Genomic DNA, 6,167 nt, shown 5'->3' on the forward strand with positions numbered 1-6,167 from the left:
GGTTGAATCGGGGCGGGTGTGCCCGGCTTGACCGTCGAAGACGGGCGAGCCCCGGTCACGCCGAAGGCGTGCCTCCGGCACGACAGGGCACGCCCGTCACGATTTCGCGTAACCTCGAAATCGCGCAGTGAAGGCTCGGACGTCGCGCATCGCCCCGGCGTTGCTGACCGGCGACGGCGGATTTCCGCCGAGACGGCGGCCAGGGGACGTTGCTGTTTCGACACAGGACCCGCGGCGACAAATCGCCTCTATTGCAAGGGTCTGCGCAAGTAACCTAACATCCTCGCAATAAAAACGGGCAGAAACCGCGGGGGCAGACATGCGGCGCGACATGGGGATACTCGCCGGCGTTTCGGCGACGGCGATCGCTTTGGCGGTCGTGGCGCAGACCGGGATTTACCGAAGCGGCGCGGAGGTGCCGCCCGTCGCGGCGCCGGAGCCGAAAGTCGCGGCGGAAGGCGGCCCGGCGGTGGTGCCCGAAGCGGCGCCCGCGCCCGATCCGCAACAGGCCGCGCTGGCGGTCCGCGAAACCGAGATCGATCGGCTGACCGCGCTCCTCGCCGAGCGCGAGGCGTCCTATGCCACCGCCGAGACCGCTCTGACCGAACGGGACGGCGAGGTCACCCGGCTGACCGCGCTGCTCGCCGAACGCGATGGCGAGCTCGCCACGCTGCGGGCGACGCTGGAGACGCTGCGCACGCAGGCGGCGTTCGACGCGCGGCTGACCGCGCTCAAGGGCGACCCGGCCATGGTCCGGATCGAGCCGGCCCGGATGGAGGTTCAGGCGGTCGCCGCGACGCTCGAAACGGCCGGGCCGGTCGGCGCGGATGTCCCGGCCACCTCCGGCGATCCGCTGACGGCGGTGCATTTCGACAAGGCGAGCGCCCGGCTGAGCCCCGGTGGACAGGCCCACGCCGCCGCCGCCGCCGTGACGCTCGCCGACATGAAGATCGCGCGGGTGAAGGTGGTGGGCCATACCGACCGGGTCGGCGATCCGGCGCGCAACCGCGTCCTCGCCGCGGCCCGCGCCCAGGCCGTCGCGGATTTCCTGATCGCGGCCGGCCTGCCCGCCGAGATGATCGAGATCGACGGCATGGGCGAGGCCGAGGCGCCGGTGGCCACCGACGACGGCGTCGCCGAGCCACTGAACCGCTGCGCCGAGATCCGCGTCGTGCCGCTCTGAACCACGCGCTTTGAACCACTCGGCGGCATGATCGATTCCGTCTTCGGCCTGCGCTATTTCGGCGCGCTGTTCGCCATCATGAACCCGCTCATGGTGCTGCCGCTGTTCCTCGCCCTGACCGCCGGCCTGACGGCGGCGGAGCAGCGGCGGACCGGCCTCGCCGTGACACTCTATTCCGCCGCGATGTGCGCCGCGATCGCGCTCGGCGGGCAGCGGATCCTCGATTTCTTCGGGATCGGCATCGAGGATTTCCGCGTCGCCGGCGGATTGGTTCTGGCCGGGATCGCGCTCAACATGCTGAACGGCGCCGGCAACCCCGCGCACGAGGGCGGCCCGGGCGAGGCGACGCGGCTGCCGACCGACGCCGCCTTCTATCCCCTCACCTTCCCGATGGTGGTCGGCCCCGGCACGATCACCACGCTGCTCGTCTTCGGCCACGAGGCCGGGACCGCCGCCGACCGCGTCACCTTCTGGACGGTCACCGCCGCCATGCTGGCGCTGCTCGGGCTCACGCTCACCTTCGCCGCCGCGATCGGCCACCATCTCTCGGCGACGCTGCGGGTCATCATGTCGCGACTGATGGGCATGATCCTGCTCGCGATCGCGGTTTCAATGCTCGCCACCGGGATCAAGGCGCTGCTCCCCGCGCTCGGCTGACGGCGTTTGCCATCGCCGCCGCGACCCGGTACATCCCGGCGCAACCGACACCCCCCAGGATGCGAGTCACCGATGGCCACGCCGCAATATGTCTTTCACATGGATGGCCTTTCCAAGGCCTATGACGGCGGAAAGAAGGTCTTCGAGAACATCCGCCTCTCCTTCCTGCCCGGCGTGAAGATCGGCGTCGTCGGCGTCAACGGCTCGGGCAAGTCCTCGCTCCTGCGCATCATGGCCGGCACCGACAAGGATTTCCAGGGCGAGGCCAAGGCGGCCAAGGGCGTCACCGTCGGCTATCTCGAACAGGAGCCCGAGCTCGACCCCGCGCTCGACGTGCGCGGCAACGTGATGGAAGGCGTCGCCGCCAAGACCGCGCTGCTCACCCGCTACAACGAAGTCGCGATGAAGGTCGCCGAGGACTATTCCGACGAACTGATGGAGGAGATGACCACCCTCCAGGACCAGATCGACGCCCAGAACCTCTGGGATCTCGATTCACAGGTCGATATCGCGATGGAAGCCCTGCGCTGCCCGCCCGACGACGCGGCCGTCGACACCCTCTCCGGCGGCGAGAAGCGCCGGGTCGCGCTCTGCAAGCTGCTGCTCGAGGCGCCCGACATCCTGCTGCTCGACGAGCCGACCAACCATCTCGACGCCGAGACCATCGCCTGGCTGCAGAAGCACCTGATCGAATACAAGGGCACGATCCTCATCGTCACCCACGACCGCTACTTCCTCGACGACATCACCTCCTGGATCCTCGAACTCGACCGCGGCCGCGGCATCCCGTGGGAGGGCAACTATTCCTCCTGGCTCGAACAGAAGGCCAAGCGCCTGCTCCAGGAAGCGCGCGAGGACAAGGCGCGGCAGCAGACCCTGAGCCGCGAGCTCGAATGGATCCGCCAGGGCGCCAAGGCCCGGCAGGCCAAGCAGAAGGCGCGCATCAACGCCTATAACGAACTGGCCGGCAAGTCCGAGCGCGAGAAAATCACCACCGCCCAGATCGTCATCCCGAACGGCCCGCGGCTTGGCCAGAACGTCATCACCGTCGAGGGGCTGGAGAAGCATTACGCCGACCGCGAGCTGATCGACAACCTGACCTTCTCGCTCCCCCCCGGCGGCATCGTCGGCGTCATCGGCCCGAACGGCGCCGGCAAGACCACGCTCTTTCGCATGCTGACCGGGCAGGAACAACCCGACGCCGGCACCGTCACCTTTGGCGAGAGCGTCAAGCTCGCCTATGTCGACCAGTCCCGCGACAGCCTCGATCCGACGAAGACGGTCTGGGAGGAAATCTCCGACGGCCTCGACATCATCAAGCTCGGCGACGCCGAGATGATGAGCCGCGCCTATTGCGGCGCCTTCAACTTCAAGGGCGGCGACCAGCAGAAGAAGGTCGGCCTCCTGTCCGGCGGCGAGCGCAACCGCGTCCACCTCGCCAAGCTGCTGCGCGCCGGCGGCAACGTCCTTCTGCTCGACGAGCCGACCAACGACCTCGACGTCGAAACCCTGCGCGCGCTCGAAGACGCCCTCGACAGCTTCGCCGGCTGCGCCGTGGTCATCAGCCACGACCGCTTCTTCCTCGACCGCATCTGCACCCACATGCTCGCCTTCGAGGGCGACGCCCATGTGGAGTGGTTCGAGGGCAATTTCGAAGACTACGAGGCGGACAAGATCCGGCGGCTGGGGCCCGACGCGGTGGAGCCGAAGCGGATCAAGTACAAGAAGTTCGCGCGATAACGGTATAGAAACGGTATTGCGCCAACCCCATCCGCATACCATATTACCAATGTTCGAGTTCGATCCGGCCAAGAGCGCCGCCAACCGCGACAAGCACGGGATCGATTTCGAGGAGGTTCAGGCCCTGTGGGCCGACACCCGCCGCCTCGAAATCCCGGCCCGCTCGCTCGGCGAGGCGCGGTGGGCGCTCATCGGCGGGATCGGGCCTCGACACTGGACGGTCATCTTCACCCGGCGCGACGACCGTATCCGGCTCATCTCGGCCCGCCGGGCCCGCAAGGAGGAGGTGGCCCTCTATGAAGAAGGTTTCCGCTGAGGAATTCGACGCCGCCTTCGACGCCGGCGAGGACATCACGCCCCATCTCGACCTCGACCGCGCGACCCGCCCCGGCCTCACCGCCCGCCGCGTGAACGTCGATTTCCCCGAATGGATGGTCAAAGGCCTCGACGCCCGCGCCGCCCACCTCGGCATCACAAGGCAGGCACTGATCAAGATGTGGATCGCGGAGCGGCTGGAGTGACCGGCGTCGCCGCGGTGGTGATCAGTGACGACCGCGTCCGCCGGATCAAGTACAAGACGTTCGCCCGCTAGCGCCAAAGTTGCGGGGAAGGTGTGCGAATGCTACCTTCCCCGCCATGACACTCGAAGAACTCGCCGACCTGATCCGCGCCAACAGCGCCAACACCAACGGGCGCGTCGATGGGGTCATCGAGCACGTGCGCGACCTTCACGGCAATATCGACCGGGCGCGCACCGAGTCCAACGCTGCGCTGATGAACATCCAGAACGACCTGACCGACGTCAGGTCCGACATCGCCGAGGTCCGCCGCAACCTCGACCTGACACCCGTCCTCTCGACCATGCAACGCCAGATCGACGCCCTGACGGCGGAGGTCGCGGAACTGAAGCGCAAAGCGTCGTGATGGCCGGGCTGTGGGGATTTCTCACGACCGCGTCTCCTTGGACGACATCCGCGCCCGCATGCTCGACTTGCGAAGGCGGCGCCCACGCCTCTGCTCGGACACGGGCGAGCGAAGCGCATCAGGTGCAAGAAGTTGCTCGATGATATGTGATCTTGTCGCACGGTTTCAAACGCTTATCGCGGCGAGCATAGCCCTGGTTGGAGTGATTGCGACGCTCGCGGCCAATGCTCATGCGGGCAGAAAACAGTCAGAGCGTCACTGGGCCAAGGAGGCGGCCTCCGTGCGGATAGCGCTACGTGGCGAGATCGAACAACTCAAGAGATGGGTGACTGGCCAGCGGGAGCGCCTTCAAGAAATGACCGACCAAGAAAATGGTGGTTTTCTTGTTCCATCACGAAGCATAGACGTAGTCTATCGTTCCCTCATACCTCAACTTGGAAGACTTGAGGCAAATCAGGTCGAAGCCGTTATGGATGTATACGGTCAGTACGGCACGTATTTGGACAAGCTACAGGTGGTCGGCTTACCACACCGTTCCGGGCAATACACCGAGATATCCAACCAATGGCGTTCTGTTGTGGCCGCGCACTGTGAATACGTAACCGACAAGGCGGATAGCGCCCTCCGCGTTCTGTGATACCACGGGACCTGAACGTAAACCCATCCGTATGTACATTCCCGCATGGACTTCGACTGGGACGACGGCAACCGCGCCAAGGCGCAGAAGCACGGCCTGACCCTTCCGGAGATCGAATATGCGATGCGGGCCGGCGCCCGCGTCGCGCCCGACCCGACGCACTCGGCTCGTTCGAACAGCGGTTCATCGCCATCGGGCGCACCTCCGCCGGACGCCCGGTCTTCATCGCCTTCTGCTTCCGCGGCGAGCGCATCCGCCCGATCAGCGCCCGCCACATGCACGCAAGGGAGATCGCCCGCTATGACGCCGCGTTCGGTTCCGAAGATGACCACCGATGACGAGGCCGAGGCCTTCCTCGCCCAGGATCTCTCCAACCTCGACCTGACCGCCTTCAAGCCCCTCACCTGGGAGGCGGAGCCCAAGACCGCCCGCGTCAACATGCGCCTGCCCGCGCCGCTGATGGAGGCCGTCCGCGCCCGCGCCGCCGAGCGCGGCATCCCCTACCAGCGCCTGATCCGCGAGGCCATCGAGCGCACCGTGCGCCGCTGACGCCGGCACCAGCCCCCCGGCGACGGAACCCCGCGCCCCGCGCCGCGTTTCATGGCTGCGACATCTTCAGGAGCGACGCGCCATGAAAGGTATCCTCGCCTGGGTCATCGGCATTCCGATCCCGATCATCATCATTCTCTATCTCATGAACGTGTTCTGATCCGGACCCCGCCCCCGCGCTCGCCGGCGTCAATGAAACCCGCTCGTGCCGCTTGCAAAAAGCGGTCGATTCGGCCATATGGCGCTGGCGACGTTACTACAATCGACCACGTCTCCCTTCGAGCTGCCGCGGTCCTACGATTGCTCTGACTGTGCCGGGCTGCCGCAAGAACGCGGGCAGCGACTAGAAGGAGAGATCACGATGGCCAATGGCACCGTGAAATGGTTCAACGCCACCAAGGGCTTCGGCTTCATCCAGCCCGAGCGTGGCAGCAAGGACGTCTTCGTCCATATCTCGGCGGTCGAGCGCGCCGGCCT

At 66.5% G+C, this 6,167-nt stretch carries 10 protein-coding genes; all 10 read left to right on the forward strand.

Features of this window, described 5'->3' with window-relative positions; genetic code table 11:
• Nucleotides 1–319: 319 nt before the first annotated feature.
• Nucleotides 320–1,183, forward strand: coding sequence for an OmpA family protein (locus Q0480_RS02215; protein WP_299130181.1), 864 nt, complete (start codon nt 320–322; stop codon nt 1,181–1,183).
• A 27-nt stretch (nt 1,184–1,210) separates the two neighbouring features.
• Nucleotides 1,211–1,840, forward strand: coding sequence for a MarC family protein (locus tag Q0480_RS02220; RefSeq protein WP_299130183.1), 630 nt, complete (start codon nt 1,211–1,213; stop codon nt 1,838–1,840).
• Nucleotides 1,841–1,912: 72 nt separating this feature from the next.
• Nucleotides 1,913–3,580, forward strand: coding sequence for an energy-dependent translational throttle protein EttA (ettA, locus tag Q0480_RS02225; protein WP_299130184.1), 1,668 nt, complete (start codon nt 1,913–1,915; stop codon nt 3,578–3,580).
• Nucleotides 3,581–3,629: 49 nt separating this feature from the next.
• Nucleotides 3,630–3,896, forward strand: coding sequence for a BrnT family toxin (locus Q0480_RS02230; protein WP_299130186.1), 267 nt, complete (start codon nt 3,630–3,632; stop codon nt 3,894–3,896).
• Nucleotides 3,877–4,101, forward strand: coding sequence for a hypothetical protein (locus Q0480_RS02235; protein ID WP_299130187.1), 225 nt, complete (start codon nt 3,877–3,879; stop codon nt 4,099–4,101). Before Q0480_RS02230 ends, Q0480_RS02235 begins: the two co-directional genes overlap by 20 nt.
• 115 nt (nt 4,102–4,216) lie before the next feature.
• Nucleotides 4,217–4,504, forward strand: coding sequence for a hypothetical protein (locus Q0480_RS02240; RefSeq protein WP_299130189.1), 288 nt, complete (start codon nt 4,217–4,219; stop codon nt 4,502–4,504).
• A 139-nt stretch (nt 4,505–4,643) separates the two neighbouring features.
• Nucleotides 4,644–5,141: a hypothetical protein gene (locus Q0480_RS02245; RefSeq protein ID WP_299130191.1), complete on the forward strand. Its 498-nt coding sequence runs from the start codon at nt 4,644–4,646 to the stop codon at nt 5,139–5,141.
• A complete protein-coding gene (locus Q0480_RS17940) occupies nt 5,138–5,479 on the forward strand; it encodes a BrnT family toxin (RefSeq protein WP_366940810.1) in 342 nt (113 codons plus the stop codon). Before Q0480_RS02245 ends, Q0480_RS17940 begins: the two co-directional genes overlap by 4 nt.
• Nucleotides 5,442–5,690 carry a CopG family antitoxin gene (locus Q0480_RS02250; protein ID WP_299130194.1) on the forward strand — a complete coding sequence of 83 codons (249 nt, stop codon included), beginning with the start codon at nt 5,442–5,444 and terminating at the stop codon, nt 5,688–5,690. Before Q0480_RS17940 ends, Q0480_RS02250 begins: the two co-directional genes overlap by 38 nt.
• Nucleotides 5,691–6,051: 361 nt before the next feature.
• Nucleotides 6,052–6,167, forward strand: a 116-nt coding sequence (locus Q0480_RS02255; protein WP_299130197.1) for a cold-shock protein, incomplete at its 3' end; no start/stop codon positions are given.

The organism is uncultured Amaricoccus sp., from assembly GCF_937891315.1.
Taxonomy (GTDB): domain Bacteria; phylum Pseudomonadota; class Alphaproteobacteria; order Rhodobacterales; family Rhodobacteraceae; genus Amaricoccus.